The 25,501-nt window shown below is 68.0% G+C and carries 24 protein-coding genes and 1 pseudogene; 15 read left to right on the top strand and 10 right to left on the bottom strand.

Features of this window, described 5'->3' with window-relative positions; translation table 11 throughout:
• Window positions 1-73: 73 nt before the first annotated feature.
• Both ACTJJK_RS01425 and pssA read left to right on the top strand, forming a co-directional pair.
• Window positions 74-2,047: a 3-hydroxybutyrate oligomer hydrolase family protein gene (locus ACTJJK_RS01425; RefSeq protein WP_440729274.1), complete on the top strand. Its 1,974-nt coding sequence runs from the start codon at window positions 74-76 to the stop codon at window positions 2,045-2,047.
• A 279-nt stretch (window positions 2,048-2,326) separates the two neighbouring features.
• Window positions 2,327-2,941, top strand: a complete 615-nt coding sequence (pssA, locus tag ACTJJK_RS01420) for a CDP-diacylglycerol--serine O-phosphatidyltransferase (protein ID WP_031370836.1) — start codon at window positions 2,327-2,329, stop codon at window positions 2,939-2,941.
• A gap of 56 nt (window positions 2,942-2,997) precedes the next feature.
• Here the strand turns inward: pssA and ACTJJK_RS01415 are convergent, their stop codons facing one another.
• The 4 genes and pseudogenes from ACTJJK_RS01415 to lexA all read right to left on the bottom strand — a co-directional run bounded on the left by ACTJJK_RS01415 (window position 2,998) and on the right by lexA (window position 9,095).
• Window positions 2,998-6,123, bottom strand: coding sequence for an error-prone DNA polymerase (locus tag ACTJJK_RS01415; protein WP_440729273.1), 3,126 nt, complete (start codon window positions 6,121-6,123; stop codon window positions 2,998-3,000).
• A complete protein-coding gene (locus ACTJJK_RS01410; protein ID WP_440729272.1) occupies window positions 6,120-7,559 on the bottom strand; it encodes a Y-family DNA polymerase in 1,440 nt (479 codons plus the stop codon). The genes ACTJJK_RS01415 and ACTJJK_RS01410 overlap by 4 nt, the downstream gene beginning before the upstream one ends.
• Window positions 7,560-7,794: 235 nt before the next feature.
• Window positions 7,795-8,418 (bottom strand): annotated as a pseudogene (gene imuA / locus ACTJJK_RS01405) (translesion DNA synthesis-associated protein ImuA); the annotation flags it as partial.
• An 8-nt stretch (window positions 8,419-8,426) separates the two neighbouring features.
• A complete protein-coding gene (lexA, locus tag ACTJJK_RS01400; RefSeq protein WP_031370832.1) occupies window positions 8,427-9,095 on the bottom strand; it encodes a transcriptional repressor LexA in 669 nt (222 codons plus the stop codon).
• Between the two features lie 369 nt (window positions 9,096-9,464).
• On the opposite strand from lexA, the gene ACTJJK_RS01395 reads away from it, so the two are divergent.
• From ACTJJK_RS01395 to ACTJJK_RS01380, 4 genes are read left to right on the top strand one after another with little or no spacing between them, the layout of a single operon-like run.
• Window positions 9,465-10,142 carry a GbsR/MarR family transcriptional regulator gene (locus ACTJJK_RS01395; protein ID WP_081930628.1) on the top strand — a complete coding sequence of 226 codons (678 nt, stop codon included), beginning with the start codon at window positions 9,465-9,467 and terminating at the stop codon, window positions 10,140-10,142.
• 55 nt (window positions 10,143-10,197) lie between these two features.
• The gene (locus ACTJJK_RS01390; RefSeq protein WP_051884494.1) at window positions 10,198-10,635 is read left to right on the top strand and encodes a thiol-disulfide oxidoreductase DCC family protein; all 438 of its coding nucleotides are present in this window, start codon (window positions 10,198-10,200) and stop codon (window positions 10,633-10,635) included.
• A 13-nt stretch (window positions 10,636-10,648) separates the two neighbouring features.
• Window positions 10,649-12,160: a TIGR01777 family oxidoreductase gene (locus ACTJJK_RS01385; RefSeq protein ID WP_223620107.1), complete on the top strand. Its 1,512-nt coding sequence runs from the start codon at window positions 10,649-10,651 to the stop codon at window positions 12,158-12,160.
• A complete protein-coding gene (locus tag ACTJJK_RS01380) occupies window positions 12,132-12,908 on the top strand; it encodes a DUF4166 domain-containing protein (RefSeq protein WP_223620108.1) in 777 nt (258 codons plus the stop codon). The genes ACTJJK_RS01385 and ACTJJK_RS01380 overlap by 29 nt, the downstream gene beginning before the upstream one ends.
• A gap of 127 nt (window positions 12,909-13,035) precedes the next feature.
• Here ACTJJK_RS01380 and ACTJJK_RS01375 read toward each other — a convergent pair whose 3' ends face one another.
• Both ACTJJK_RS01375 and ACTJJK_RS01370 read right to left on the bottom strand, forming a co-directional pair.
• Entirely contained in the window at window positions 13,036-13,512 is a 477-nt protein-coding gene (locus tag ACTJJK_RS01375; RefSeq protein WP_031370827.1) for an RES family NAD+ phosphorylase, read from the bottom strand.
• A gap of 34 nt (window positions 13,513-13,546) precedes the next feature.
• Window positions 13,547-14,170, bottom strand: coding sequence for an antitoxin Xre/MbcA/ParS toxin-binding domain-containing protein (locus ACTJJK_RS01370; protein WP_081930626.1), 624 nt, complete (start codon window positions 14,168-14,170; stop codon window positions 13,547-13,549).
• Window positions 14,171-14,418: 248 nt separating this feature from the next.
• On the opposite strand from ACTJJK_RS01370, the gene ACTJJK_RS01365 reads away from it, so the two are divergent.
• From ACTJJK_RS01365 to ACTJJK_RS01345, 5 genes are all read left to right on the top strand, one after another.
• Complete coding sequence (locus tag ACTJJK_RS01365) at window positions 14,419-14,889, top strand: GNAT family N-acetyltransferase (RefSeq protein WP_223620109.1); 471 nt, start codon at window positions 14,419-14,421, stop codon at window positions 14,887-14,889.
• A gap of 299 nt (window positions 14,890-15,188) precedes the next feature.
• Window positions 15,189-15,635, top strand: a complete 447-nt coding sequence (locus tag ACTJJK_RS01360) for a hypothetical protein (RefSeq protein ID WP_223620110.1) — start codon at window positions 15,189-15,191, stop codon at window positions 15,633-15,635.
• Between the two features lie 282 nt (window positions 15,636-15,917).
• A complete protein-coding gene (locus ACTJJK_RS01355; RefSeq protein ID WP_152566097.1) occupies window positions 15,918-16,118 on the top strand; it encodes a hypothetical protein in 201 nt (66 codons plus the stop codon).
• Between the two features lie 246 nt (window positions 16,119-16,364).
• The gene (locus ACTJJK_RS01350; RefSeq protein WP_031370822.1) at window positions 16,365-16,751 is read left to right on the top strand and encodes a hypothetical protein; all 387 of its coding nucleotides are present in this window, start codon (window positions 16,365-16,367) and stop codon (window positions 16,749-16,751) included.
• Between the two features lie 280 nt (window positions 16,752-17,031).
• Complete coding sequence (locus ACTJJK_RS01345) at window positions 17,032-17,301, top strand: hypothetical protein (RefSeq protein ID WP_031370821.1); 270 nt, start codon at window positions 17,032-17,034, stop codon at window positions 17,299-17,301.
• Window positions 17,302-17,372: 71 nt separating this feature from the next.
• Here the strand turns inward: ACTJJK_RS01345 and ACTJJK_RS01340 are convergent, their stop codons facing one another.
• Window positions 17,373-18,221 (bottom strand): universal stress protein, encoded by an 849-nt coding sequence (locus ACTJJK_RS01340; RefSeq protein ID WP_223620111.1) that lies wholly within the window; start codon window positions 18,219-18,221, stop codon window positions 17,373-17,375.
• A gap of 163 nt (window positions 18,222-18,384) precedes the next feature.
• Between ACTJJK_RS01340 and ACTJJK_RS01335 the strand changes: the two genes are divergently transcribed.
• Together ACTJJK_RS01335 and ACTJJK_RS01330 are read left to right on the top strand one after the other, a co-directional pair.
• Window positions 18,385-18,939, top strand: coding sequence for an N-acetyltransferase family protein (locus ACTJJK_RS01335; RefSeq protein WP_440729271.1), 555 nt, complete (start codon window positions 18,385-18,387; stop codon window positions 18,937-18,939).
• Between the two features lie 54 nt (window positions 18,940-18,993).
• Window positions 18,994-19,365, top strand: coding sequence for a low affinity iron permease family protein (locus ACTJJK_RS01330; RefSeq protein ID WP_223620113.1), 372 nt, complete (start codon window positions 18,994-18,996; stop codon window positions 19,363-19,365).
• Between the two features lie 27 nt (window positions 19,366-19,392).
• On the opposite strand, the gene ACTJJK_RS01325 is transcribed toward ACTJJK_RS01330, so the two are convergent.
• Together ACTJJK_RS01325 and ACTJJK_RS01320 are read right to left on the bottom strand one after the other, a co-directional pair.
• Window positions 19,393-20,634, bottom strand: a complete 1,242-nt coding sequence (locus ACTJJK_RS01325) for an MgtC/SapB family protein (RefSeq protein ID WP_223620114.1) — start codon at window positions 20,632-20,634, stop codon at window positions 19,393-19,395.
• Window positions 20,635-20,664: 30 nt separating this feature from the next.
• A complete protein-coding gene (locus ACTJJK_RS01320) occupies window positions 20,665-21,702 on the bottom strand; it encodes a zinc-dependent alcohol dehydrogenase (protein WP_223620115.1) in 1,038 nt (345 codons plus the stop codon).
• Between the two features lie 147 nt (window positions 21,703-21,849).
• Here ACTJJK_RS01320 and ACTJJK_RS01315 point away from each other — a divergent pair, with 147 nt between their 5' ends.
• On the top strand, window positions 21,850-22,596 hold the full coding sequence (locus tag ACTJJK_RS01315) for a response regulator (protein WP_223620116.1): 747 nt from the start codon (window positions 21,850-21,852) through the stop codon (window positions 22,594-22,596).
• Window positions 22,593-24,629: a PAS domain S-box protein gene (locus ACTJJK_RS01310; protein ID WP_440729270.1), complete on the top strand. Its 2,037-nt coding sequence runs from the start codon at window positions 22,593-22,595 to the stop codon at window positions 24,627-24,629. The genes ACTJJK_RS01315 and ACTJJK_RS01310 overlap by 4 nt, the downstream gene beginning before the upstream one ends.
• On the opposite strand, the gene ACTJJK_RS01305 is transcribed toward ACTJJK_RS01310, so the two are convergent.
• The gene (locus ACTJJK_RS01305; RefSeq protein WP_223620118.1) at window positions 24,623-25,345 is read right to left on the bottom strand and encodes a helix-turn-helix domain-containing protein; all 723 of its coding nucleotides are present in this window, start codon (window positions 25,343-25,345) and stop codon (window positions 24,623-24,625) included. The genes ACTJJK_RS01310 and ACTJJK_RS01305 overlap by 7 nt on opposite strands.
• Window positions 25,346-25,501: the final 156 nt, after the last annotated feature.

Genomic DNA, 25,501 nt, shown 5'->3' with positions numbered 1-25,501 from the left:
CCGGCCGCGGCCGCCGTGCACGGCTGTACGAAAGTACGATGAGGCGCTGCGCGCGACTTGCTAGCCTGAGAGGATGAGCGCCCAATCCCTTCGCACCGCCGCGGCCACCGCCGCCCTCGTCTTGCTGGCTTGCGCGGCATCGCCGGTGGCGGTCGCCGCCAAGCAGCGCTCCGCCGCCCCGAACGCCCGCCAGGAATCCGCATCGATGTTCAGCGCCGAACGCCAGACCGAGCATCGCGGCGAGCACGACGACCTGCTCAGCGCAGGCCTCGGCCTCGACGGCTTGCGCGCGATGCTACCGCCGGCGTTCGCCGACGCCGCGCATCCCACCGCTGCGGAGTTGCGTCGGCGCGCCTTGTGGGCGAACTGGCGCGGCATCGCCGACCTCGCCCCGGGCGGCGGCTACGGTGAGCTGTACGGCAGCCTCGCGCGCGTGCCCGGGCGCGAGTTCAGCGCGTTCGCGAATTTGCCCGGCGCCCATCAGCCGCATCGCGTACTGGTGCAGGTGCCCGACGAGTTCGATGCCAAGAAGCGTTGCCTGGTGGTCAGCGCCTCGTCGGGCTCGCGCGGCGTCTACGGCTCGATCGCGGTCGCCGGCGCCTGGGGCCTGCCGAAGGGCTGCGCGGTGGCCTACACCGACAAGGGCGCGGGCACCGACTATTTCGATTTCGATGCCGGCATCGGCGTGCGTGCCGACGGCACCACCGGCCCGGTCGCCGAAGGCGGGCTGGCCTTCACTCCGAATGCGAACGAACGCGAAGCTTCGAAGGGCGTCGCCTTCAAGCATGCGCACTCGCGCGACAACCCGGAGGCCGATTGGGGCCGGCACGTGCGTCAGGCCGTGCAGTTCGGCTTGCGCTCGCTCGACCAAGCCTTTCCGAAACAGGCGCCTTTCACCTTCGCCAATACGCGGGTGATCGCAGTCGGCATTTCCAACGGCGGCGGCGCGGTGTTACGCGCGGCCGAACTCGACGACGAGGGCGGGCGCGAGGGTCGCTGGCTCGATGCGGTCGTGGCCGGCGAGCCGAACGTCTACGTCGAAGGCGCGCGGCCCTTGTACGACTACACCACCGAAGCCGCCTTGTTGATGCCTTGCGCCTTGTTGCACAAGCCGCTGGGTGCGATGCCGGTGGCGCCGATCAGCGGCGACAGCGCGGAATCGTTCTGCAACTACGCCGCCGCCCTGGGCTTGCTCGGCGAGGCGGCGAAGCAGGCGAGCACGCAGGTGCGTGCGCAAGCCGCCTACGAGCGCATGCGCGGCAACGGCTGGAGCGACGACGCACTGCGCGCCGGCGCCTTGTCGGTCAACTTCGATCTGTGGCGCGCGGTCGCGGCGACCTATGCCTCGGCCTACGGCCGCTTCAGCGCGGCACAGCAGCCGCGCACGCGCAATCCCGACCAGCCCTGGGTCCGCTACGTCTACAGCGCCGGCCAGGTCGCTCCGGGCGCGCCGATCAGCGAACGCGCCGCCAGCGAAGCCGAACGCGCGGCCTGGTGGTCCGATGCCAGCGGCATTCCGCCGGGCGCGGGGGTGTATCTGTTCGGCCCGAATGCGGCGCAGCCCGAGCAACGCCTCGCGCCGCTGGCGGGCCTGCGCGAGTTGTGGAACGGCGAACCGCTCGCTGAGCAACAGCCCGGGCGCGGCGCCGCGCTCGCCGCCGCGCAACAACGCGTGCGCAAGGGCATCGAGGCGACCCGCGCGTCGGCGCCGCGCAAGGACCTGCCGATCGTGGTCGTGCACGGCCTCGACGACGGCCTGATCCCGCCGGCCTTCAGCAGCGCGCCCTATGTGGCGATGGCGCGCGAGGCCGGCGCGCAGGTGCGTTACTGGCAGGTGCGCAACGTCCAGCACTTCGACGCCTTCCTCGGCCTGCCGGCGCTGAGCACGCGTTATTTGCCCTTGTTGCCCTATGTCTACGAGGCGCTCGACCGCGTCGACGCGCACCTCGACCGGGACCAGCCCTTGCCGGCCGATGCGCTGATCCAGACCGCGCCGCGCGCGCAAGGGCAGGCCTTGAAGGCCGCCGACCTGGCGATTCCGCGCTGAGGCGCCGGCGCGCCGTTCATCCGCGCGCAAGCCAGGCGCGAACATGGGGTTCATCCGCGCAGCAACCGCCGCCATGCAGGCCTGAAGCAGGCCCGACGCGGCTCGCTGCGTGGTTCGCCGGCTGGGACGCTAGCGCTTGCGAGGGGCGTGCCGAGGGCCGCTACAGGCGAGGATCGATGCCTTTGCGACCTCTGCCTCTTGCGGCGGGCGCATCGGCTTTGGCAGGCTGAACGCCCTCACTGGACGGCCCCGCGGCCGTTCGCCACGGAGCAGCACCGCATGGCGCGTCATTTTTCGATGCTCCGCGAATTCCATCTCGCGGACTGGTTCACCCTCGCCAACGCCTTTTGCGGCACCGGCGCGATCTTCGCCGCGATGCGTTTCCTGCAGGAAGGCGGCGTGCGCGATTTGATGATCGGCATGGCGCTGATCCCGCTGGCCTTCATCTTCGACGCCCTCGACGGCCGCGTCGCGCGCTGGCGCAAGTCCTCGTCCACGCTCGGGCGCGAACTGGATTCGCTGGCCGACGTGATCTCCTTCGGCGTCGCGCCGGCGGCGCTGGCCTATGCCTGCGGCCTGCAGGGCGGCTGGGACTGGGTGGTGCTGAGCTATTTCGTCGGTTGCGGCGTGAGCCGCCTGGCGCGCTACAACGTCACCGCCGAGGCCCTGGCCGGCGACGAGGGCAAGGTCAAATACTTCGAGGGCACGCCGATCCCGACCAGCCTGCTGCTGGTGATCGTGCTCGCCATCGCCGCGGTGCAGGGCGACATCGGCGCCGATCTGTGGCTGGGCATGTTCAAGCTCGGGCCCTGGCAGTTCCATCCGCTGGTGCTGATGTTCGCGCTGTCGGGCTCGCTGATGATCAGCAAGACCTTGCGTATCCCCAAGCCCTGATCGAAGTCCTTGCGTGGGCGTGTCCTGCGTCGAAGGCGGCGTGCGCAGCTGGCCGATTAGTGGAAGTCGCGCGAATGCGTGCTCAGGCTGCCGAGCAGGGCGGTCAGGTCTTCCATGCGCGAGACGATCAGGTTCTGCACGCCGTCGACGCGTTCCAGGCGCGCGTCGATCGCCATCAGCCGCGCTTCGACCAGGACCCGGCGCTGGCGCTGGGCGAGATCGCGCCAGACAATCGCATTGACCGTGCCGTCTTCGTCTTCGAGGCTGAGGAAGGTCACCCCGCCGGAGGTTTCCGGATGCTGGCGCACGGTCACCAGACCGGCGAAACGCACCTGAGTGCCGGACTCGGTCTTGGCCAGTTGCGAAGAACGCCGGCAGCGCCGCGCGTGCAGGGTGCTGCGAAGCAGCGATAAAGGATGGCGACCGAGGGTGGTGCCGAGCAGGGCGTAGTCGGCCTGCACGTCTTCGCCCGCGGTCGGCAACGGCAGCGACACCGGTGCCTCGTCGCGGGCCACCCCGGCGAACAGCGGTAACTGGGTGTCGACGCCGGCGACCGCCCAGCGCGCGCGGTGGCGATGGCCGGCGAGCGCGCGCAGCGCGCCCGAGTCGGCGAGCAGGGCGCGCACGCGGGCGTCGATGGCGGCGCGCGCGCACAGGTCTTCGACGTCGCGCCACGGCGCCCGCACCCGCGCGTCGGCGATGCGCTCGGCCGAGGCTTCGTCGAAACCGTTGATCAGGCGCAGGCCCATGCGGATCGCATGCGGATGCTTGCCGACCCGGCCGTGCACCGGCTCCAGAGTGCAGTCCCATTCGCTGTAGCGCACGTCGACCGGCAGCACCGCGACGCCGTGGCGGCGCGCGTCGTGGAGGATCTGCCCGGGCGTGTAGAAGCCCATCGGCATCGAGTTGATGACCCCGCAGGCGAACGCGGCCGGGTGGTGATGCTTTAGCCAGCAGCTGACGTAGGTGATCAGGGCGAAGCTGGCGGCGTGCGATTCGGGAAAACCGTAGCTGCCGAAGCCCTTGATCTGCTCGAAGATACGGTGGGCGAAGTCTTCCGTATAGCCGTTTCTCAACATGCCGCTGCGCAGTTTGTCGCGGTGCGGTTCGAGCCCGCCGTGACGTTTCCAGGCCGCCATCGAGCGGCGCAGCTCGTCGGACTCGCCGGGCGTGTAGTCGGCGGCGACGATGGCGATCTGCATGACCTGCTCCTGGAACAGGGGCACGCCGAGGGTGCGCACCAGCACCGTGCGCAGCGCTTCCGACGGGTATTCGACCAAGTCGGGATTTTTGCGCCGCAGCAGATAGGGATTCACCATGTCGCCCTGAATCGGCCCGGGCCGCACGATCGCGATCTCGATCACCAGGTCGTAGAACGTGCGCGGGCGCAGCCGCGGCAGCATCGACATCTGCGCGCGCGATTCGATCTGGAACACGCCGATGGTGTCGGCCTCGCAGATCATGTCGTAGACCGCCGCGTCCTCGCCGCGGGCGAGGATGCCGGCCATGTCGAGCTGGCCGTGGCCCTGGCGTTCTAGCGAGGCGAAGGTCTTGCGCACCGCAGTCAACATGCCCAGGGCCAGGCAGTCGACCTTGAGGATGCCCAGGGCGTCGAGATCGTCCTTGTCCCACTGCACCACGGTGCGATCGTCCATCGCCGCGTTCTCGACCGGCACCAGGGTGTGCAGCGGCCGCTCGGAGATCACGAAGCCGCCCGGGTGCTGCGACAGGTGGCGCGGGAAACCGTGTTGGACCAGATGCGAGGACAGCGCGACCACGCGCCGCAGCAGGGGCGAATCCGGGTCGAAGCCGCGTTCGCGCAGATGCTCGGGCAAGGGTACGTCCTCGCTCCAGCGGTCCAGCGTGCGCGCCAGCTCGCCGATCTGGTCCTGCGGCATGCCCAGGGCGGCGGCGACGTTGCGCACCGCGCTGCGGCCGCGGTAGCTGATCGCCACCGCGGTCAGCGCCGCGCGTTCGCGGCCGTAGCGATTGAACACGTACTGCAGCACTTCCTCGCGCCGTTCGTGCTCGAAGTCGACGTCGATGTCCGGCGGTTCGTTGCGTTCGATCGACATGAAGCGCTCGAACAGCATGCCCATGCGGATCGGGTCGATCTCGGTGATGCCCAGCGCGTAACAGACCACCGAATTCGCCGCCGAGCCGCGGCCCTGGCAGAGAATGTCCTGCGAGCGGGCGAAATCGACGATGTCGTGGACGGTGAGGAAATACGACTCGTAGTCGAGGTGGGCGATGACACGCAGCTCGTGTTCGATCTGTTTTTGCGCATCCGCGGGCACGCCCCGGGGCCAGCGCGCCGCGGCGCCTTTTTCGACCAGGCGCGGCAGCCAGGTCTTCGGGGTTTCGCCGGCCGGAATCAGTTCGTGCGGGTACTGGTATTCGAGGTCGCGCTTGAGGTCGAAGCGGCACATAGCCGCGATCCGTAGGGTTTCTTCGAGCATCGCGCGCGGATAGATCGCCGCGAGCGCCTTGCGGATGCGCAGGTGGCGTTCGCCGTTCGGGAACAGACGATGGCCGGCCTCGGCGACGGTGGTGCGATGGCGGATCGCGGTCAGCACGTCCTGCAGCGGACGGCGAGCGCGCTCGTGCATGTGCACGTCGCCGGCGGCCACAGTCGCCAGGCCGTGGCGCGCGGCCAGCGCCTGCAGTTGGGCCAGGCGCGCGTCGTCGTCGGGGCCGCGATGCAGTTCCACCGCCAGCCACAGGCGTGCGCCGAAACGCTCGCGCAGCCAATCGGCGTGAGCGTCGTCATGGGCATCGCCGTCGGGCAGCCACAGCGCCAGCAGGCCTTCGCAGCGGCCGTCGAAATCTTCGCGCAGCGAGCGGTATTCGCCTTTTTTCGCGCGTCGCCGCGCGCTGGTGATCAACCCGCACAGCGAGGCGTAACCGACCGGCTCGGCGACCAGCAGCACGACTTTGGGCCCGCCGTCGATGCGGATCTCGCTGCCGACGATCAGCGCCAGCCCGGTCTGCTTCGCCGCCTGCCAGGCGCGCACGATGCCGGCCAGGCTGCATTCGTCGGTGATCGCCAGGGCGCGATAGCCCAAGGCTTGCGCGCGCTCGAACAACTCGCTGGCGATCGAGGCGCCGCGCTGGAAACTGAAGGCCGACAGGCAATGCAGTTCGGCGTAATCGGGCAGGGCGCGGTCGGGCAGGGCGCTCATGCGAACCAGCCGTGCAGGATCAGCGGGCCGTCGCCGCCGGCGCTGCGGTAGACCCAGGCGCGCTGGCCTTTGACGGTTTCGACCAGGTAGTAGTCGCGGCGCACGTCGTCTTCGTCCCACCAGCCCGATTCGATGCGCTCCGGGCCGGCCAGGACCTGGGCGACTTTGTCGTGCAGCGGCTCAGGTTCGCGCAGCAGCCAGCCCGGGCGCGGCACTTTGCCGGCCTGCGGGGCGGCGCGTGCGGCGACATCGCCGGGCAGACTGCGCCAGGCGCGCTCGGGGCGATGGTCGGCCTGCGGCGCGAGACCCTGCACGCCGTCGTCGCCGAGCCGCGCGCGCAGGCGTTCGCGCAATTGCGTCCACGGCAGTGCCTGTTGCGGACGGGTGTCGAACAGGTCGCGGCGTGCCGGCACGAACGGCGGCAGGGCCTCGGCGAGTAAACGCAGACCGACCACCGCGGCCGGCAGCTGCGCCTGCTGCAAGCGGCCGCGCGCGAGTTCGAACAGCATCGTCGCATCGCGTTCCGGCGCGAGCAGCCCGACTACGACCTCGCTGGGCGGGTGGTTCAGATGGTGGGCGTGGCGCTCGTGTTCGAGGATCAGCTTGAAGCGTTCGACGCCGCCGTCGCGGCCGGACAGATACGCCGACAGGTCGGCGGTGAGCCGGCGCAGGGGAAACAGCAGGGCCTGGCTGGATTCGACTTCGTGGCCGAGCTCGATGCGCGCGTCGAAGGCGTCCGGCGGTTGGAAATAGATCAGCGGCGGCGTCGCCGCACCGCGCAATGCGTCCAGGCGAGTCAGCACGTCCTGACCGAAACGCCGGGCCAGTGGCGCACGCGGCAGGGCGAAGACCGCGCCGAGCCTGCGCAGGCCCATGCGCTGCAGCGCCTCGACCGTGTCGGCGTCGAAGCCGCAACGTTCGATCGGCAACTTCGCCAACATCGCTTCGAGCCGGTCGTCGTCGCAGCACAGTCCGTCTTCGATATTGGTCAGCACACGCGCGGCATGCGGGTTCGGCGCGGCGGCGATGCGATGACGGAAACCCAGCTCGTGCAATTCCTGTGCGAGGCGTTCGCGCAACTGCGGCCAGGGCCCGAACAAACGCCGGCTGCGCCCGACTTCGAGCACGATTGCATGCGCGAAGGCGGTGCTGACCTGCGAGCTGTAGCGATAAGCCCAGGCGGCGAGCAACTGGCGCGCCTGTTCGGCGGCTTGCGGGTCGTGGTCGACGGTCTGGAACCCGTCGGCGATCGCCTGCGCGGCGATCAGCGACATGCCGGGTTTCAGGCCGAGTGCGCGTGCGCCGGCGTTGACGGCATACAGGCGCCGCCGCGCCTGCGGGCCGTCGACCAGGGCCAGCGCGCGCTCGGGCTGTGCATGCCCGCGCAGGACCACGTCCAACGCCAATTGCGGCAACAGCAGGCAGGCCCAGCGCATGTCGGCCGGCTCAACGCGGGCGCAGGGTCAGGACCGGCGCGGGTCGCGGCGCCGGCGACGGTTCTTGTCGCGCGGGATCGGGACGCGCGGGATCGGGACGTGTGCTTCGGCTCGGCTGCGTGGCGAGGCGGATCGATGGCAAAATGGCGGGTTCGTTCCGGCCCGGCTCGCTTTCGTTGCGGATCGTTTCGATACGCGTCGATACTGCCGCATCGGCGATGCCGTTGTGCGCGCCATGGGCGAAGGCGATCGGCCGGGCCGGCGCATTGCCGCCGCGGCACTTGAGCACGCGCAGTTGCCGCGGCGCGGTGTCGATGGCGATGCGCAGCGCCGCCGGCGAAGGGTTCAACGCGGCGCGGCTGTCGCGCAGGGCGAAGCCCAGGCATTGCCCGGTCTCGGCGGCGACCTGCAGCCGGCGCAGCGCACGGTCGTCGGCGCGCTGCGGCCAACACAGCACCGCCGCGCAAGCGCCCGAACGCAGGCATTGCTCGGCCGCCCACAAGGCGTCGCGATGCTGGGCGCGGATCCATTGCAAGCGCGCAGGCGCCACCCCGGCATCGCGCCAGGCCGGCGCATACGGCACGAATGGGGGGTCGACCAGGGCGATCATCCGCCCGCCGTGCAGGGCGTCGTCCTGCGACAGCCGCGCCAGCGCCGGCCACAGCAGTTCCAGTTCGCCGACGCCGTTGGCCGGCAGCAGCAACTCGCTCAGGGCCGCCTCGGGCCAGCCGCCGGTCGGCAGCGCGGCATCGAGCGCGGCGTGGCCGGTGGATTGCGAGGACGGCGCCAGGTTCGCCGACTGCCCGCGCCAGACCTGGCGCGTGTCGATCAAGCGGTCGAGCGCGACGATGTGGCTCATGGCCGCGCTCAGGCCCGGCGTACCAGGCCGCAGTAGATGCCTTCGATCGCGAAGTCGGCGTCGGCGGCGATCACGATCGGCGCGTAGTCGGGATTGCGCGGCAGCAACTCGATGCCGTCGGCGGTGATCTTCAGGCGCTTGATGGTGATTTCCTCGCCGATGCGCGCGACCACGGTCTGGCCGTTGGCGGCGTCGCGGGTGCGGTGCACGGCGACCAGGTCGCCGTCGAGGATGCCGTCCTCGCGCATCGAATCGCCTTTGACCCGCAGCAGATAGTCCGGGCGCGGCGAGAACAGCAGGCGGTCGATCAGGACGTGGCTCTCGGCCTCGGCGGCGGCGCCGATCGGCGCGCCGGCGGCGACGCGGCCGAGGATCGGCAGGGACAGGCGCGAATCGTCGTTGGCGGCGGCATCGGCACGGTCGCTGTCGTCGAAGCCGCTGGTATCGAATTCGCCGTCCAGACCGGCCTCGTGGACCAGGCGGATGCCACGCGCGCGGCCGGGCAGCAGCTCGATCAGCCCCTCGGCCTGCAGGGCCTGCAGGTGGTAGCCGGCCGAGCGGTTCTGGCGGAAGCCGAAATGCGCGGCGATCTCCTGCTGCGACGGCGGCAGGCCGTCGGCGGCGATGCGTTCGCGCAGGTAGGCGAGGAGGGCGCGGCGGGTGTCGGTCAGGCTCATGTACTAATCTTAGTAACAAATGGGCAAGCCGGTAAGACTTGATCGAAGCAGCCGACGGATGGTCCGGCTCGCAGCGCGAGCCTGCGTCGGGGCGGTCGCGCAGGCTGAGACAGCCCGCTTCGTGCTTTGGGCTTCGGGGTAGGAGCGGCGCAAGCCGCGACCTCGGGCCGTGAGGTCGTCGCCGGCCGAAAGCTGCGTAGCTTCGGAATGATTCGTAGGGCCTGCGTATTCGGGCTTCGAGTGGTCGCGGCTTGCGCCGCTCCTACCCTTGAAGCCCTTGATCCGAGCGGCCCCTAAACCGACGAACGGAGATTGACTCCCGCCGGATCATTCTTTAATTTCTGTCTAAACAGAAATAAGAGAAAACCCATGCAGCTCAGCCCGCTCCAAGAGAAATTCATCCTCCACTGGGGTGAGATGGGCAGCCGCTGGGGCGTCAACCGCACCGTCGCCCAGATCCACGCGCTGCTGTTCCTGTCCGAGCGCGCGATCACCGCCGACGAGATCTGCGAAACCCTCAGCCTGGCGCGTTCCAACGTCAGCACCAGCCTCAAGGAACTGCAGGGCTGGAACCTGGCCCGGGTCACCCACGTGCTTGGCGACCGCCGCGACCACTTCGAGACCTACAAGGACGTTTGGGACATCTTCCGCGCCGTGGTCCAGGAGCGGCGCCGGCGCGAGATCGAGCCGACCCTGAGCATGCTGCGCAGCTCGGTGCTCGACAGCGCCAGCCACCCGGCCGATCCGCGCGACCAGCGCACCCTGGAGCGCATGCGCGAGGTGCTGGACTTCATGGAGACCGGCACCAGCTGGATCGACGAGATGAACCGGCTCGACCCCAAGACCCTGATCAAGCTGCTCAAGATGGGCGCGCGCATCCAGCAATACGTGCGCGGCCCGGTCAAGCCGCTGCCGCCGCCCCAAGCTCCGCCGGTCGAGCCTTATCCCGAAGCGGGCGCCGCCTCCGAAGCAGATCCCGAAGCAGGCCACCCCGAAACGCGTCAGCCCGAAGCCGGCCGCGCGCGCGCCGGAGACGACCCGTCCTGAGCGTTTTTTTGCCCAGTAATTTCTCTAATTACCGAAATAACTGTAGGAGCAGGCCATGAGCAAGCACGATCCCGTCCCGCACGCCGTCATCGCCCTGTACGACCACGCTTGTCCGCTGTGCCGCACCGAGATGCACCGGCTCAAGGCCCACGACCGCCGCGGCCGCCTGCAATTGGTCGACATCGCCGCGCCGGAGTTCGACGCCGCGCAATGGGGTTTCGAACTCGAAGCGCTGCGCAATGCCCTGCACGTGCGACTGCCGAACGGCGAATGGCGGATCGGCGTGCCCGGCATCGCCGAGGCCTATCGCGCGGTCGGCCTCGGCTGGCTGACCTGGCCGCTGCGCGTGCCGGGAGCGGGACGCATGGCTGCGCGCGCTTACCGCTGGATCGCACCGAACCGGCACCGCGTGTCGCGCTGGCTCGGTTATCGCGAAGCCGGGCACGAGCCTGCGCCGCGCTGCGACAACGAGCATTGCCCGACCCACTTCTGAGCGGAGCGCGATCATGGAACGTGTCTTCATCGCCTTGTTGCTGATCCAGGTCGTGCTGGGCGCGATCGACACCGTCGCCCATCACGAACTGATGGAAAAACTCGCCAATCGCCGCAGCGCCGCGCTCGAACTGAAACTGCATTCGGCGCGCGCCTTCATCTACGGCGCGTTGTTCCTGGTGTTCGCCTGGCTGCATCCGCAAGGCCTGTGGCTGGCGCTGGTGTGGGCGCTGGTGCTGGTGGAAGTCGCCATCACCTTGTGGGATTTCGTCGTCGAGGACGCGACGCGCCTGCTGCCGCCGACCGAGCGCGTGCTGCACACCATCCTCGCCGTCAACGGCGGCGCGATGTTCGCCGTGTATGCCCTGGCGACCGCACAGGACTGGAGCGCGCCGAGCGCCTTGCTGCCGGTCTCGCACGGTTGGGCGTCGTGGGCGCTGACCGCGGCGGCGCTCGGCATCGGCGTATCGGCGCTGCGCGACGGACTCGCCGCAGGCGTCAATGCCGCCGAACCGGCGCCGCGCGCCTTGCTCGCCGGGCAGCCGCAGACCGGTTTTTTGATCAGCGGCGGCACCGGCTTCATCGGCACCGCTCTCGTCGAAGGTTTGATCGCCGGCGGCCATCGCGTGACCGTGCTCAGCCGCGATCCGCGACGTGCCGCCTTGCGTTTCGGCGGCCGCGTGCGCTGCATCGCCGACACCGCCGAATTGCGCGACGACGAGGCCATCGACGTGGTGGTGAATCTCGCCGGCGCACCGGTGGTCGGCCCGCGCTGGTCGCCGGCGCGCAAGCGTGCGTTGCGCGCGAGCCGCATCGATACGACCCATGCCTTGCGCGCCTGGTGCGAGCGTTCACAACGCAAGCCGGCGCTGTGGCTGCAGGCCAGCGCGATCGGCGTGTACGGCGCGCATGCGCGCAGCGGCCCGGAACTGCGCGAGCCCGCGGCGCAGGCCGGCGATTTCGCCAGCGAGTTGTGCTGCGAATGGGAACGCGCCGCCGCGCCGGTCAGCGAGTGGGGCGTGCGCCTGACCACGATGCGCCTGGGCCTGGTCCTGCATCGCAGCGGCGGCGTGTTGCCGATGCTGTCGTTGTCGGCCTCGCTCGGCGCCGGCGCGGTGCTCGGCGACGGCAAACAGTGGTTCGCCTGGGTGCATCTGGACGACGTGCTGCGTTTCGTCGAACAAGCCGTCGAACATGCCGGTATCCGCGGTCCTTACAACCTGGTCGCGCCGGGCGGCTGCAGCCAGGCCGATTTCACCCGCGCATTGGCGCACAGCCTGCATCGGCCGGCCTTTCTGCGGATGCCGGCCTGGCCGCTGCGGCTCGCGCTCGGCGAGATGTCGACAATGCTGCTCGACGGCCCGAAGGTCGAACCGCGTCGCTTGCTCGATCAGCGCTACCGCTTCCTGCATCCCGATCTCGACGGCGCACTGAGCGCCGGTAGCGACCGCGCTTGCCGTTCTACTCATTCGGGTGACGAACACCCAGGGGACCAACATGGAACTGTTGAATCCGGCTTGTTTTAAGCCCACCGATCTCGATTCGGCCGGTACCGGCCCGCTGCCTTCGAAGCCGCAAGCCACTGCAGCTTCGGTGAGCGCCGCTGCGGCGAGCGACCGCGGTCTTGCCGGTTCGCGCGGCGAAACGCGTTTACCCGAGGCATCGAGCGATCTCGCCGCCTTGCTGCGGGCTGCGCTCGGAGCGCGCTGGAAGCTGCTGCATCCGCATATCCAAGCGCGCTTCACCCTCGGCGACGGCGAGGCCCAGGCCGAGTACGTCGGCAACATGCACCAGGTGCGCTGCACGCGCCTGGGCGGCCTGTTCGCGCGTGCGATCCGCTATGCGCGCGTGCTGCCGCACCAGAACGCCGACGAAGTGCCGTTCCGTTTCGACGTGCAGCCTTTGCGCAGCGGCCTGGGCTGGATCAAGACCCGCACCTATCACTTCATCGACGAGGTGTTCAGTTTCCGCTCGCGTATGGTCCTGGGCGAAAACGGCGAATTACTCGAGCATTTCGGCGGCGGCCTGGGCATGCGCGTGCGCCTGGAGGTGCTGCCGAACCGGCTGGTGTTCGTCGATCAGGGGTTTTTCCTGCACTGGCGCGGCCTGCGTTTGCCGTTGCCGCGGCCGCTCTGGCCGGGCCGCTTCGTTCTTGTGCATAGAGACCTCGATGCAGCGCATTTCGAAGTCACGATCGATGTCGTGCACCCGTGGTTCGGACCGCTGTTCCATCAGGACGGAACCTTCGAGCGCATGGAAGCGGCGCGGGTCTGACCGGCGAAGGAGACGCGGGGAGGGGCGCAAGGAAGCGCCGACAAGGACGGCGCAGGGGCCATGGACGGCCTGGCGCGGGTTGGGCGAGGGCGCCGCGCGATGCGGCGCCACACTGCGTCGCTGCGGCTCAGGCCACCCGGAACAACACGTTGTAGTGGAAGCGCCGGCCCGTGGTCGCGCGCAGCTTCTTGGCGTCGCGATGTTCGGGATTGATCAGGGCGTTGTATTCCTCCGGCACGATCACCGACGGCACCAGCAAAATCGCCGAGGCCTGGCTGGCCAGCCATTGCGAACCCACGCGCACGCTGGCCATGCCGGCGGGCACCGCGTCCCAGGCGCCGGGCAGTTCTTGCGGCGACAGTTGCAGGCGCGCCTTCCATACCGCCGCCGGCACCTCGATCGACACCACGTGCCGATTCAAGGGCAGGCCGTGCGCGTCGACATAGGCCGCGGTTTCCAGCGCCGCCAGCGCCAGCGAGGTGGCGGTGTAGAGCACGCGCTGGCCGTCGTCGTTCCAACGCCCCGGACGCGCGGCCGCGCCGGCGCCGCTGAGATCGTCGGCGCGATAAGCGCGGGTTTCGGTGGCGATGCGCCAGAGTTTCATGAGGCCGGCCTCGTCCTTGCGGCTGCGCCGGACGTCACTGGTAAGAGCCGCTTTCGAGCGAGCCGAGCAAACGCGCGACGACGTCGAAGCCGGTCGGCGTGTCGAGCAGGTCGGCCGGCTTGCGGCCGCCGAGCGCGGGCTGCGGCTGCTCGATCCAGCGCCCCAGCCACTTGGCCGAATCGAAGCCGCGCGCGCCTTCGGCGGTGCTCGCGTCGACGATGGCCTCGGTGATGCCGAGCAAGCGCATGATGCCGAGCGCGGCCTGGCCGCTGGCGCCGGCGATGCGCGCCTGTTGTGCGGCCTTGCTTTCGGCGGTGGCCTTGGCGATGCCGAGGATGTTGAACATGCGCACTGCCGGCAACTCCATGCTCGCGGCCATGTGCTTGACGACCTGGGCCGGCACGCCCTGGCGTTCGGCCGCTACGCGCTGCAGAGGCGTGGCCGAGCGCAGATAACTGACATAGCCCTTGAGCGTGGCGGGGGCGCCGTGGACGTCCAGCGGCGGCTCCTTGACCGACAGGCCGCGCTGGCGTTGGGAGGCGGGGTAGGCCTGCGATTCCTGCAGGCCGAGCTTGCTTTCGTGCACGCTGGACTGCGCGCGCCCCGCCGACTTGGCGAGCGGCTTGGCCGGCGAGGGCTTCTTGGCGGCTTTGCTCATGGCGGGGCTCTGTCTGGATCGGGACTCACTCTAGCACAAAACTGGACGGCCATCACAAGTGGCGCCTGGCCCGCCCGAGCCTGTCCGGGGCCGACCGGCGTTCCGGTCCGGCGCCCCGGATCGGCCGCGAACGCAGGCGGATGCGTGCGCCGGCGATCGGCGGCAAAATTACCGGTTCATGGGCAGCGATCCATCGTCGCGGATGGATCGGCTTGCCGCCGCGATCGGCCATCCATCGAGACTGGGGAATGAACGAACTACGCATCACCTCTGAACGCGAGCATATCGACATCGGCTTCGTGCATCGGTTTTTGTCCAAGCACAGCACCTGGGCCCAGGGCATCCCGCTGGCCCTGGTCGAGAAATCCATCGCCCACTCGCTGTGTTTCGGCGGCTTCCTCGGCGACCGCCAGGTCGCGTTCGCACGCGTCGTGTCGGACTACGCCACCTTCGCCAACCTGGTCGACGTGTTCGTGTTGCCCGAATGCCGCGGCCGCGGTTTCAGCAAGCAGATGATGGAGGCGGTGCTGGCGCATCCGCAGTTGCAGGGGCTGCGCCGTTTCACCCTGGCGACCGGCGATGCGCACGGGCTTTACGCCCGCTACGGCTTCACCGCGCCGCGCTACCCGCAGACCTTCATGGAGCGGTACGTACCGGATATCTACGCGCCCGGCGCAAACGCGGGCGTGGGCGCAGGCCTTGAGACGGCTACGCCGTAAATTGATGGCAAGCCGTTTTCCCGGCTGAGCGAACGCCGGAAAGGCAGCGGCCGGCGTGCGAGGAGCGCGGATTTCACATGCCCGGCCCGAGGCTTCCGGTAGCGTCGGCGGCGGTCGACGAACGGTGTTTCCAGCCGCTCGCAGGGCCTGCATCGCCGCCGTTCCGCGTTGGTTTGCGATGGAGTCCATCCGCCATTGGTACTGCATCGAAGAGCCATTTACGGTTGCTATGCTCTGCATGGCCGGCTGGGCCGTCGCTCGAAACGCGTCAACGCAATCGTTAAACGTAAGGAGTTTCCATGAACCGCCAAGCGCAGATCTTCGCCACTTGCTTCGGATGGGCCTTGGCCGCGGCGTCCGTGGCGCAGGCGGCCCCGGGCGACCGCCAGGTCTACGACGAAGCCATCGCGCGCGCCTCGCGCGTGTGTCCCGACCATTCGCCGGAACGCAGCGGACCCGGCATCAGAAGCATTCCCGTCGCGGCATTGCGGGTGATCGAGCAACGCAACTACGCCCTGTGCCCGGACCGACGCCTGGACTCGCAGACGCCGGTGGTCTGGTACGGCCGCGAAGGCGTGTTCGCCTGGAATCCCGGCGCCCGCGGCGCGGTCAAGTTGCTCGCCGGCAAGGTCGCAGCCTATGCGAAAGACAAATCCTTTCCGGCCCAGACCGTGGTCTGGAAGCCGAACGGCAAGTTGGCCGAAGGGGCCTTGGTGCCGGCGTTCCGCGGTCGTTTGGTGCGTTGATCCGGCGCGCGGCGTGGCCTGGGCCGAAGCGGCCGCAGGCGATGCGAACCGCATACGGCATCGTGCGATGACGCGGCCGCAAGCTTGAACACCGACCGGTGATGAGTTCCGCATCCACTCCTCGCCAATACTGGTTCAACGACCCCGAAACCCCGGCCCGCGCCGGGGTTTTCGCGTTTTCGGCCATCTCAGGCGGTGCGAGTGCGGCTTGCGATAATGCATCGGGCGCAACGCCTACACCCTGCCGGCAGGGACGGATGCCGGCATTTCATGGAGATCGACATGACCCCGACCCCTGCGGAAAAGACCGGCGAATTCGAGCGCGCCGACAACGGCTGGGTGTTCAAGTACTTCGTTCGCGAGGCCGGCGGCCTGGTGCTGCGTCACGAGGTGTTCGAGAACATCTCCGATTTCTTCCAGCGCGTCGACCATCTGTTCAATCGCGTGGACGGCTCCGACGAGCCGGGGTGGCCTGCCGCCTAAGCATCCGCGCCTTCCTTATCTGCGCAGCCTTTCATCTCCGTATCTCTCATCTCATGTCTCATCTCGTCTCTCCTCTTGGCTCGCCGGCAATGGCGGGCCTGTTTTTTTTGCCTATGCAAAACAGGGATGCCGCGATGTCGGCTTAATCGTTCAGCCAGTGGCTTGGTCGCTGCAATGCGATGCCTCGTCACGTGGGCAACGCACGGCCCTGTCAGACTGGATTTTTCCGATCCGATGGGATGAGCCATGACACGCCGCGCGCATTCGACCACGCAATTGTCCAGCGTCGCGTATTCCGCACCCTTCGTCATCGCCGAGCGCCTGATGCGTTTCGCCGCGGCCGGCGCCGATCCTTCGGTCCTCGACCAACGCGAGTGGCAGCGCATGCTCGAGGAAAAGTGGACGGCCGCTCTGCAAGGCTCGTGGGCGATGTCGGGGGCGTTGTGGGAGGCGTACTACGACGCCTGGTCCAACCTCATGAGCGGCGCCTGGACGCCTTGGTCGATGCCGTCGCCGGCCGACTGGTGGGTGCGCGGCGCCCAGAGCGGCGAACGCATCCTCTCGGCCGGGCTGGCGCCGGTCGCGCGCACGGTGTCGGCCAACCACCGGCGTCTGGCGCGACGCAAGCGCTGATCCGGAGCCGGATTCGGGCCATCCGTACCGGCGAAGAACCTCCTCGCTCGCGGGGAGCAGGCTTGTTATTGCTTGCCGATTGGCCGTATGTGTCGATTGGACGTAGCGGCATGTAACACCGCGAACGCCATCACATCGCCGACCCGCCATCCGGCATTACGTTAACGGCGATTACCGGCCTGGTCGCCTTAGCTGTAACGCGGGCGTCGAGCCTCCATCATCGCCGGCCGACGACAAGCCACGCGCGGTCGGCGGTTCCCCCACGCGAAACGGAGTTCCCATGCGCAGTCTCGTCATCGCCCTGGCCCTGGCCACCACTCTGGCCATGCCGGCCTGGGCTCAGTCGGTATCGTTCGGCAACAAATTGATCAACGTCGGCGACACCGTCGGCACCCTCCAGCACGTCGCCGGCAAGCCCGATCGCATCGTCCCCATCCAGAACAAATACGGCGCGACCATTGCCGAACGTTTCGAGTATTACCTGACCGGCAAGAGCGTGCTGATCACGATCACCGAGGGCAAGATCACCGATATCCGAGAGGTGTTCTGAGCCGGCGCCTCGGTGCTCTGGCTGCCGATCCCATGGGCGCGGTCCGGTCGCAGGAACAACCCGCGCCGCGCTCAATGAGAAAGCAGAGTCGGCACCGGCGCGTATTCGGTGAGGTAGCGGGTAGTGCCTCCGAGTACTTGTTCCAGTAACCGAGACCGGCTGTAACCTCCGGCCACCAGCAAATCCGCCTGAGCTTCCACGGCGTGCGCCGCAACGACGGCGCCGACTTGGCCGGCCGATGCCCGGCGCCTGACCAGGCGCGCTTGAATACCGTTGTTCTCGAGATGGCCGATCATCAAAGCATCGAGGCAATGACGATTCGAGGCCTCGTGCTCTTCGTCGACCATCAACAGATCGACCGAGCGCATCTGCCGTAACCACGGCAGCGCGTCGTGCAGCGCCCGCGCGGATTCGCGCGAGGATTTCCAAGCGATCACCGCCTTGCCGGAACTGGTCTTGCCGGAGCTGGTCGGGGGCGGGGCGGACGGCGGGATGATCAGCACCGGCCGCCCGGATCCCAGCAATATCTCGGACAGCAGGCGCTGCCGCGCTTCGCGTTCGTCGCCGTCGATGGTCCCTAGGACGATGAGATCGGACCGGCGCGCCGGTCCGATGCAGATTTCGCCCGGCGTGCACCAGAACTCCTGCGACTGGCTTATTTCGAAATGCACCTGTGCGCAGACCATCCAGCGTCGCGCAGCGTCGGCCATGGCCTGGGTGGTGGCCATGGCGCACTCGCGCATGTTCCGATAGATCCCCGGTGGATAGTGCTTCCAGGCCTGCGCGACCGGAGCGATCTGGCTGACGCCCACCAAGGCGGTTACCTGGCCGTCGCACGTAGATGCCAAAGCGCAGGCCGCACGCAGAGCCGGGCAGGGGATGTCGCCCATCAATAAGGGAACCAGTATGTCCTTGAACATGCTGCCGTCTCCGTTTCGCCGTGTTCATCCTGATTGCCTCGGTCCTGGCGGTGTTGATGTCGGTCAAATTGGTGGCCGATAGCCGTTTCGTGCTTGATCCAGGTCAATGGGCCCGGCCGTCGGAGAGCTAACGTGCGGTACGAACCGGTCGCAGGAGCTCTCCGTGAATACGTCATCCACCCCTTTCTCCGCTTCGTTGCCGGCGCTGTCCGGTCGCTGGTCGCAGACGCTGCGCGACCGCAGCCAAGTGCTGATACGGCCGATCGCGCCGCAGGATAGAACCGCCGAACGGAACTTTCTGGAAGCACTTTCTTCCGAAGCCAGACGCTTCCGTTTTCTCGGTCAGATCAAGTGCCCGGGAGAGCAGCTCATCGATCGGCTCGTCGATATCGACCCGGCGAGCGAAGTGGCGTTCGTCGCGGCGGTGCCGGACGGCAGCGCGGAGCGTATCGTCGGCGTCAGCCGTTACAGTGCCTTGGCCGACGGAAACAGTTGCGAATGCGCCGTCACGGTGCTCGACGACTGGCAGAACAAGGGGTTGGGCAGTGCGTTGATGAAGCATCTGATCGAGATTGCGCGGCAGCGCGGCATCCGCCGCATGTCCTCGATCGATCTGGCCGAGAACGTCCAAATGCGCGATCTCGCGATCTATCTCGGTTTCCATGTGCGAATCGATCCCGACAATGTCAGTCAAGTGATCCATGAACTGTATTTGTGACCGGATCGAGCCGGGCGGCGTTTTCCAAGAAGCGAAGAGTGCGAGGCGGACGTCATGGGCTGGATACCTGCATTCGACCGGTTTTCAAAGCTGTCGGCGCGCTTCGCCGGACGGCCGTTGGCATTCACGGCAGCCGTCGCGATCATCCTGGCGTGGTTGGTGACCGGCCCCTTGTTTCATTTCAGCGATACCTGGCAGTTGGTCATCAACACCGCCACCACCGTGATCACCTTCTTGATGGTCTTTCTCATCCAGAACACCCAGAGTCGCGACACCGAGGCGATTCAGATCAAGCTCGACGAATTGATCCGCGTCACCGAAGCGGCCAGCAACGGATTGATGGACTTGGAGGAGTTGGACGAGGCAACTCTGGATCTCTACCGGCAGCGTTACGAACTGCTGGCCCGGCAAGCGCGCCAGCCGTGACGGGGCGATCGAGCCGGTGCCCGCGCTTCAGGCCAGGTGAGCGGCCAACGCAAAGGCAGTCGTCATCGCGACGATGCCCGGGATCAGCCGCAGTGCGAAGCGTCGGCCGCCTTTGATCGCGGCGACCAGGCATTTCACCGTCGAGTTCGCGACGAATGCGCCGATCAGCCCCGCTTGCGCCAAAGCGGCATCGCCAGGCAGACGCGTCATCGACTGAGCGGCCGACGCTGCGGCGGCGTGCACGTCGGCCAATCCGGAGGCGGTCAATACCCAGGGCAGGCTGGCTGCGCCGAGATACGCCTGGGCGATGGCGGCGCCCAGCATGATCGCGGCGAGCAGGAAGACGAAGCGCAGCGCCGCCAGCGGTTCGAACGGCCGCTTGGAAATCGGTTTTCGCACCGGAGCCGCTGTCGACGGCGACGATGCGGCCGATAGCCACGCCGCCGCGGCCACGACGATGCCCGCCGCCACCAGGGCCGGCGTAGCCCAATGGAGCATCGCGGGCGACAAGGCTCCGATCACGACAGCCAACTGCACGACCGTGGCGACATTGGACATCAGCGCCGCGCCGGCGGCGGTGGGGGCTAGCTCCGGCGTCGCGCGAGCGCGATCGGCCATTACGGCGATAGTCGCTGTGCTCGAAACGAAGCCGCCGGCCAACCCGGCGATCGATAAACCCAGTCTGGCCCCGAACAACCGCAAGGCGATATAGCCTGCCGAGCCGATGGCCATCACGGCGACTGCCAGAATCCACAGCCTGCGCGGGTTGAGCGAACCCCAGGGATCGATGCTCCGATCCGGAAGCAGCGGCAGGACCACGAAGGCCGCCGCCGCCAGGAGCAGCAGATCGTGCAATTCCTGCCGGGTCAATACGTGTTTGCTGAAGCGGTGCAGGCGCTGTCGGCTGGCCAACACGACCGCGACGATAACGCCCAACGCAGCGGCCGTGGCCGGCGACCGCATCGATAGGGCGCCGAGCAGCAGGGTGGCCAGCAGCGCGATTTCCGTAGTGAGCCCCGGGTCGTGATCGCGCGTGCTCAGGTAGGCGGCGGTGACCAGCGCGCCCAGGAACGCGCCTGCGACCAACAACGCCATGCCTCCGAGACTCGAGGCGACCGCCCCGGCCAAGCTGCACAGGATAAAACTGCGGATGCCGGCGGGCTCGCGCAGCGGACCGCCGCCCTTGGCACGCTCGCGCTCAAGGCCGACCAGCAAGCCGATGCCCAGAGCGACGACCAAGCCATTGATCTCGGGCGAGAAAAGGTTCATCGCGACAGACTTGTAAGCCAAGACGCCACGTCAGGCTACCAGGCTCATATCCAACACGGCACGCCCTTCGATTTCGCCGACCCGCAGGCGGTCGAGTACGGCGTTGACCTGATCCAGCGGATAGGGCTCGACCATGGCCTCGACCTTGCCGCTGGCCGCTATCGCGATCGCCTCGGCCAGGTCCTGGCGGTTGCCGACGATCGAGCCGCGCAGGGTGACGCGCTTGAGCACCACATCGAAGATCGGGGTCGCGAACTCTCCGGGCGGAAGCCCCACCATGCTGATCGTGCCCTTGCGCCGAACCATGCCGAGCGCCTGGGCGAAGGCGCTGGGCGAAACGGCGGTGACCAGCACGCCTTGCGCTCCGCCGCCGGTGCCTCGGCGTACGTCTTCCAGCGCGCCGAGATCGTTGGCGTTGACGACGATCTCGGCGCCGAGCGAACGCGCCAGTTCGAGCTTGCTTTCGCGCACGTCGATCGCGGCCACGTGCAGGCCCATCGCTTGGGCATACTGGATCGCCAGATGGCCCAGACCGCCGATGCCGGAAATGACGATCCACTCTCCTGGACGCGCCTCGGTCTCGCGAATGCCCTTGTAGCTGGTGACGCCGGCGCAAAGAATGGGGGCCAGACCGACGAAGTCGCAGCGGTGGGGCAGGGCCGCGACGTACGCCGCATCGGCGATCGCGTACTCGCTGAAGGTGCCGTTGATGCTATAGCCGCTGTTGCGCTGAAGCTCGCACAGCGTTTCCCAGCCGGTGATGCAGTACTCGCAGCGGCCGCAGGCGTGGTGCAGCCAGGCGATGCCGACGGAATCGCCCGGACGCAGGTGCTTTACTCCGGCCCCGACCTCGGCGACCGTGCCCGCGCCTTCGTGCCCGGGAATGAAAGGCAGCGCGGGCTTGACCGGCCAATCGCCCTGCACCGCGTGCAGATCGGTGTGGCAGACGCCGCTTGCGCGGATCCTGACGAGAATCTCGCCGGGACCGGGCGTGGGAATGGGCAGGCGATCGACCGTCAGCGGAACGCCCAGGCGGTGCGCGACCGCCGCTCGCATCGTACCGTCCATCGAACGTCCCTCGGACTGAGTCGTTCTCGACTTTGGGCCAGGCGCGCCATGGATGCCTTGATATAGATCAATCGACGCCGACCGAGCTTGCGGGCGCCGCCGGATCGGCCCATTCTTTCCACGTTTCCTACGAGTCCAACGACCGCCATGCCATCGGAAGCGAAGGGCGCGACCTCCTCGGCGGGTCCCCTGCCCAGGCTGCTGATAATCGACGACGATGCCGACATCGTCGCCTTGTTGTCGCGATACTTCGGCGCGAACGGTTATCGGGTGATCGGTGCTTCGAGCGCGGCCCGGGCGCGTGCGTTGATCGTTTCGGAGACGGTCGAGCTGATCTTGCTGGATCTGGGGCTTCCGGACGAGGACGGCCTGTCGCTTCTACGGCACCTGCAGACCGAGTGGCGAGGGCCGGTCATCGTGATCACCGGGCGCGGCGAGGCGGTCGAACGCGTCGTGGGGCTGGAACTCGGTGCCGACGACTATGTGACCAAGCCGTTCGACCTGCGCGAGCTGCTGGCGCGAACCAGGTCGGTGTTGCGCCGCTCCACCACCCGGGCGTCAGCGATGGCGACAGCCGCCGGACTGGCTTTCGAAGGGTTTCGCCTGGATCTGGGGGCAAGACGCCTGACCGATGCCGCCGGGGCCGAGGTGGTTTTGACGACCGGCGAATTCGAGTTGCTCAAGGCATTGCTGGAAAGACCCCGGCAGGTGCTCAGCCGCGACGAGCTCATGACCCGAGTGCACGGTCGGCAGGCCGGCCCGTTCGACCGCAGCATCGATGTGAGCATCGGCCGGCTGCGGCGCAAGATCGAACACGATCCCGCCGAGCCGCGATTGATACGCTCGGTGCGTGGGGCCGGCTATCTGTTCGCGGCCGAGGTTCGCAACGCATGAGCGAAAGCACGCTGTTTCCGGGCTTATTCGAAGCCGTTCCGGACGCGCTCATCGTCGTCGACGGCGACGGGCGGATCGTGCAGGCCAACGCGCAGGCCGAGCGCCTGTTCGGGTATCCACAAGGCGGCCTGGAACAGGTCGCCATCGAGCAGCTCATTCCTGCGTCCGCGCGCGATCGCCATCGCGATCACCGTGCGCGTTACATGAGGCAACCGCACGTACGACCGATGGGGGTGACCGGTCAGAGCCTGATCGGTCAGCGGCTCGACGGTGCGCAGTTTCCGGTGGAGATCGCGCTCAGTCCGATCGACAGCGGCCAGGGGCCGCGTTACTTGGCATCGGTGCGCGACATCTCCGAGACGCAACGGGCCCGCCAGGCCCTGGTACGCGCCCGCTACGATGCGCTGGCCGCGCGAATCGGCCAACTTGCGCTCGAGGCTCAGGACGAGTCCGCAGTGGTCGACCACGTCCCGGCGCTGTTGGCGGCCGCGCTCGATACCCCGGTGGTCGCGGTCGTGTTCGTCGCCGACGATCGTCAGAGCGTAGCGACACGGGCCTCGATCGGGCTCGATGAAGCCGCCGCGGCTTCGCGCTCGCCGATCGGTTTCGACCGCGAAGCGCTGCTCGCACGCATAGCCGAGGGCGAGACTCTGGTCGTCGAGGACCTCGCCGACGATGCCGGCGGCCGCTTTCCGCTGGTCGCGGCGGGCTCGGGCAGCGCGGCCTTGCTGCCGCTGTCGGACCGCGGGCGTCCGATGGGCGCGCTGCTGGTGGTGTCGTCGCAGCCGCGCCACTTCGACCACGACGCGCTGCACTTGCTGCAATCGGTGGCCAACCTGATCGCGGCTTTCGTGCAACGGCGGCGTACCGAAGAACAATTGGCCCATTCGCAACGGCTCGACGCGATCGGTCAGCTGACCGGAGGCATCGCTCACGATTTCAACAACCTGTTGACGGTCTTGTCCGGCAGCCTGCAACTGCTGGAGATGGAGTGCGAGCAGAAGCCGGAGGCCAGCGAGCTGATCGCCAGCGCCTTGCGTTCGGTAGGCCGGGGCGCGGAACTCACCGGAAAGTTGTTGGCTTTTGCGCGTCGGCAGCGACTGATGCCGCAAGCCGTCGCCGTGCCGGCGCTGCTGCGCGACGTCGAAACGATGTTGCAACGCACTCTGGGCGACAGCGTGCGCCTGTACGTGCGTTGCGAGGACGATCTGCCGCCGGCCTACGTCGATCCGACCCAACTGGACGCGGCGCTGGTCAACCTGTCCCTGAATGCTCGCGACGCCATGCCGCGCGGCGGCGAGATCACCGTCGAGGCAGGCGTGCACCAGGTCGGGGATCATGCCGGCGACGGAGAACTCGCTGCCGGCCGCTATGTGCGCATCAGCGTGACCGATACCGGGCGCGGCATGGCGCCGGAAATCCTGGCCCGCGCGATGGAGCCGTTCTTCACCACCAAGGAAGCCGGGCGGGGCAGCGGGCTGGGACTCAGCATGGCCTACGGTTTCGCCAAGCAGAGCGGCGGTCATCTGCGCATCGACAGCACCCTGGGCTACGGCACTCGCGTGGCGTTGTTTCTTCCGGCCGCAAAGGCGCTCGCTGCGGCCGCCTCGACGGTCGCGGCGACCCGCGCCCAAGGCAAGGGAGAGACCGTGCTGGTCGTCGAGGACGACGGGGCGGTGCGCAATATCGCAGTGGCGTTCCTGCGTTCTTCCGGCTATCGGGTGCTGGCGGTCGCAAGCGCCGAAGCTGCGCTGCAGCACTTGTCGGACGACGAATCGATCGCGTTGTTGTTCAGCGATGTCATGCTCGGCGAAGGCATGAACGGCAAGGAACTGGCCATCGCCGCGCGGGGGTTGCGGCCGCGGTTGCCGATATTGCTGACCTCGGGCTACGAAACCGACGCTGCCGCCGAGCCAGCGACGACGGCGGAAGCCTTCGAGTTGCTGCGAAAGCCTTACCGGCGCGAGCAATTGGCCGCGGCGGTCGCGCGGGCGCTGGATCCGCTGGCCGATGAGCGTGCCGCGCCTCAGTGATAGGCCGTGTCGTTGCGCAGTACGCTCTGCAGGCCGTTACGGTTCTTGATGCAAATCTCCCGCCCGGCGACGCCGATCAGGCCCCGGGCCTGCAGCCGCGAAAGCACGCGGGTGACGGTTTCCAGGGTCAGCGACAGGAAATTACCGAGTTCGGCGCGCGTCATGCGCAGTTGCAGGCGGTTCGGGCTGAACCCCAATAGTTCGAGGCGCGAGGCCAGGTCGAACAGGAAGGTAACGACGCGTTGCTCGGCGCCGAGCGTGCCCAGGGTCAGCATCCAGCTCCAGTCGCGACGGATCTCGCCGGCGAGCAGCGCGGTGACGCGTTCCTGGAATTGCGGCAGTTCGTCGCGCAGCCGGGCATACGGCAACTCCCAGAGCTCCCCGGTGTCCAGCGCCATGACGTCGCAGGCGTAGGTCGGCATGTCCAGGGCATCCAGGCCGAGCAGGTCGCCGCGCATGCGGAATCCGGTGATCTTCTCGCGACCGTCTTCGCTGACCACGGCGGTCTTGAAGAAGCCGGCATGCACCAGATACAGGGCGTGCCGGGCTTGTCCCGCGCGGAATACGTACTGTTTCGCGCAGACCCGGCGGCGCTGCAAGGGCCAAGCCTGCAACAACCGCTCCAGGCTGTGGGTCTCGTGGGCGCGTCCGCTCGAGGATGCGCCGAAGCAGGTCTCGCTGGACGGCTCTGAGCGTTGGAGGGTATCGAGCAACATGGCGGCATTCCGCGACGGGGTTGAGGCAAGGCTAGCCATGCCGGCGTGCCGGACGATTCCAAACCGGTAACCGCCGGTAACGTTTTGTAACAGCCCCTTTCCGTCCCGGCGATTCGCGAGCGCGGCGAAGCGGCAAGCTTGATCCCGGTCAAGGCG

This window comes from Lysobacter sp. 22409 (genome assembly GCF_052045105.1).
GTDB lineage: Bacteria > Pseudomonadota > Gammaproteobacteria > Xanthomonadales > Xanthomonadaceae > Lysobacter > Lysobacter antibioticus_B.
This window is presented reverse-complemented; position numbering and strand designations above follow the sequence as displayed.

Bases quoted from the DNA above. Each gene is read 5' to 3' on its own strand.
- ACTJJK_RS01375 (WP_031370827.1), bottom strand. From the start codon at position 13,512: ATGAAACTCTGGCGCATCGCCACCGAAACCCGCGCTTATCGCGCCGAC.
- ACTJJK_RS01355 (WP_152566097.1), top strand. From the start codon at position 15,918: ATGACCCCGACCCCTGCGGAAAAGACCGGCGAATTCGAGCGCGCCGAC.
- ACTJJK_RS01370 (WP_081930626.1), bottom strand. From the start codon at position 14,170: ATGAGCAAAGCCGCCAAGAAGCCCTCGCCGGCCAAGCCGCTCGCCAAG.
- lexA (WP_031370832.1), bottom strand. From the start codon at position 9,095: ATGAGCCTGACCGACACCCGCCGCGCCCTCCTCGCCTACCTGCGCGAA.
- ACTJJK_RS01320 (WP_223620115.1), bottom strand. From the start codon at position 21,702: ATGGACGGTACGATGCGAGCGGCGGTCGCGCACCGCCTGGGCGTTCCG.
- ACTJJK_RS01410 (WP_440729272.1), bottom strand. From the start codon at position 7,559: ATGCGCTGGGCCTGCCTGCTGTTGCCGCAATTGGCGTTGGACGTGGTC.
- ACTJJK_RS01380 (WP_223620108.1), top strand. From the start codon at position 12,132: ATGGAACTGTTGAATCCGGCTTGTTTTAAGCCCACCGATCTCGATTCG.
- pssA (WP_031370836.1), top strand. From the start codon at position 2,327: ATGGCGCGTCATTTTTCGATGCTCCGCGAATTCCATCTCGCGGACTGG.
- ACTJJK_RS01415 (WP_440729273.1), bottom strand. From the start codon at position 6,123: ATGAGCGCCCTGCCCGACCGCGCCCTGCCCGATTACGCCGAACTGCAT.
- ACTJJK_RS01390 (WP_051884494.1), top strand. From the start codon at position 10,198: ATGAGCAAGCACGATCCCGTCCCGCACGCCGTCATCGCCCTGTACGAC.
- ACTJJK_RS01350 (WP_031370822.1), top strand. From the start codon at position 16,365: ATGACACGCCGCGCGCATTCGACCACGCAATTGTCCAGCGTCGCGTAT.
- ACTJJK_RS01360 (WP_223620110.1), top strand. From the start codon at position 15,189: ATGAACCGCCAAGCGCAGATCTTCGCCACTTGCTTCGGATGGGCCTTG.
- ACTJJK_RS01325 (WP_223620114.1), bottom strand. From the start codon at position 20,634: ATGAACCTTTTCTCGCCCGAGATCAATGGCTTGGTCGTCGCTCTGGGC.
- ACTJJK_RS01365 (WP_223620109.1), top strand. From the start codon at position 14,419: ATGAACGAACTACGCATCACCTCTGAACGCGAGCATATCGACATCGGC.
- ACTJJK_RS01315 (WP_223620116.1), top strand. From the start codon at position 21,850: ATGCCATCGGAAGCGAAGGGCGCGACCTCCTCGGCGGGTCCCCTGCCC.
- ACTJJK_RS01425 (WP_440729274.1), top strand. From the start codon at position 74: ATGAGCGCCCAATCCCTTCGCACCGCCGCGGCCACCGCCGCCCTCGTC.
- ACTJJK_RS01395 (WP_081930628.1), top strand. From the start codon at position 9,465: ATGCAGCTCAGCCCGCTCCAAGAGAAATTCATCCTCCACTGGGGTGAG.
- ACTJJK_RS01345 (WP_031370821.1), top strand. From the start codon at position 17,032: ATGCGCAGTCTCGTCATCGCCCTGGCCCTGGCCACCACTCTGGCCATG.
- ACTJJK_RS01310 (WP_440729270.1), top strand. From the start codon at position 22,593: ATGAGCGAAAGCACGCTGTTTCCGGGCTTATTCGAAGCCGTTCCGGAC.
- ACTJJK_RS01385 (WP_223620107.1), top strand. From the start codon at position 10,649: ATGGAACGTGTCTTCATCGCCTTGTTGCTGATCCAGGTCGTGCTGGGC.
- ACTJJK_RS01340 (WP_223620111.1), bottom strand. From the start codon at position 18,221: ATGTTCAAGGACATACTGGTTCCCTTATTGATGGGCGACATCCCCTGC.
- ACTJJK_RS01330 (WP_223620113.1), top strand. From the start codon at position 18,994: ATGGGCTGGATACCTGCATTCGACCGGTTTTCAAAGCTGTCGGCGCGC.
- ACTJJK_RS01305 (WP_223620118.1), bottom strand. From the start codon at position 25,345: ATGTTGCTCGATACCCTCCAACGCTCAGAGCCGTCCAGCGAGACCTGC.